We start from the raw sequence: 983 nt of genomic DNA on the forward strand, positions 1-983 counted from the left end.
GATCACGACTGGCCTGGTGGACCTGCCCAGCGTGGGCAAGAGCCGCCAGCAGCCCGAGCATGTCATCCAGATCATCGTTGGCACGGACGAGAAGCTGAAGATCAAGGTCGACCAACTCGAGCCCGAATCGATTCCCGCGAACCGCCTGGCCGARCGCGTCAAGAAGGCGCAGGGCAAGGATGCGACCAGCCCCGTAGTCATCTCCGCCGACAAGAACGTCAAGTACGAGGCCGTCGTGCAGGTCATGGACGCGCTGCAGCGCACCGGCATCCAGCGCGTGGGCCTGGCTGTGAAGAGCGGCGCCTCCTCCTCCAAGTGAGATGACGAGCGCGACCTTACGCCCCCCCGAGGCCGCGGGCCTCGGCCGCGGCATGACCCTGGCGCTGATCGCCCATGGCCTGCTGATCCTCGCGCTCAGCTATGGCCTGAACTGGCACAGCGATTCATCGCCCGCTTTCGAGGCCGAGCTGTGGTCGGCGGTGCCCCAGGTGGCCGCGCCGCGCGAGGAAGCGCCGCCCGAGCCCGAACCCGAAGCGCCCAAGCCCGACACCCGCGCCCAGCAGCGAGCAGCCGAAGAGGCCGCCGCCGAGCAGCGTGAGGCCGAGATCGCCATCGCCAAGGAGAAGAAGCGCAAGGAGGAAAAGGCCCGCGACGAGGCTGCCAAGGTCGAGCGCGACAAAGCCGCCCAGGAGAAGCTGGCCAAGGACAAGCTCGCCAAAGAGAAAGCGGACAAGGAAGAGCAGGACCGCAAGAAGGCCAAGGACACCAAGGCAGCCAAGGACGCGAAAGAGGCGAAAGACACCAAGGAGGCCGATGCCCGGCGCGAAGCGCTGCGTCAGGAAAACCTGCGCCGCATCCAGGGCATGGCCGGTGGCACGCCCGGCTCCACCGGCGCCGCGGCCCAGAACTCGGCGCCGTCCGCGGGATATGCCGGCCGCATCAAGGGCAAGATCCGCCCCCTCATCATCTACCCGGACGATGGC

1 protein-coding gene and 1 pseudogene are annotated in these 983 nt (G+C 67.7%); both read left to right on the forward strand.

Translation table 11 applies throughout. The features are described 5' to 3' along the window. Window positions 1-319 (forward strand): ExbD/TolR family protein (locus AC1DU6_RS32830; RefSeq protein ID WP_477862465.1); only part of this gene is annotated, 319 nt, incomplete at its 5' end. Window position 320: 1 nt separating this feature from the next. Then, window positions 321-983: pseudogene (locus AC1DU6_RS32835) on the forward strand (cell envelope integrity protein TolA); the annotation flags it as partial.

This window comes from Roseateles sp. P5_B10 (genome assembly GCF_056400485.1).